Annotated in this window: 1 protein-coding gene; it reads right to left on the bottom strand. The window is 34.0% G+C overall.

The window, feature by feature from the left end; genetic code table 11:
• The coding region (locus EUBIFOR_RS11940; protein WP_003866335.1) for an Rpn family recombination-promoting nuclease/putative transposase at positions 1 to 559 on the bottom strand (559 nt) is incomplete at both ends.

The raw sequence follows: 559 nt of genomic DNA, 5'->3' as shown, positions 1-559 counted from the left end.
TTCACAAGTCCAAAGCTATTACTCTTTCCTTCATAAATAGATTGATCATAAATACTTCGACATATGTAGAATAGATTATGTACGTCTTCTTCATTAAAATTATATGAAGTATTCCCCGTGATTTCAATCAGATTCATTTGGTAGTCATGGAAATAGGATTCAAACCTTTCATCCACCTCGACTAGCTCAGAAAGCTGTCTAGCTGCATTCCAAGGCCTTTCTCCTGTATAAAATACAAGAATATGCACCATGGGTAGTTTTTCTTTAGCCTTATTCTTCTTTAACTTCTTTAACATTCGATCATACGCTACAAATTCATATACTGCCGCTCTTACAACCATCGAAGCATCCACATAACTTTGATTCTCAATAATGAATGCACTATAAAGATTTCCATCATTGTACTTACGAATCACATCCACATGCTTTTCTAGATCCATATTCGTATCATTCATCTCAGAATCGAGTTCTTCACAATTCTCTGGTTTAAGAACTTTTTCTCCATTAAAGAAGTACGCATTAAAGAAGTCGACAAAATAGGTATTGTTTTCTAGAAACT

The sequence above is a fragment of the Holdemanella biformis DSM 3989 genome (assembly GCF_000156655.1).
In the GTDB taxonomy this organism is placed as follows: domain Bacteria; phylum Bacillota_I; class Bacilli_A; order Erysipelotrichales; family Erysipelotrichaceae; genus Holdemanella; species Holdemanella biformis.
Note: the sequence above shows the minus strand (reverse complement) of the source record. Positions and strands in the feature narration are given on the sequence as shown.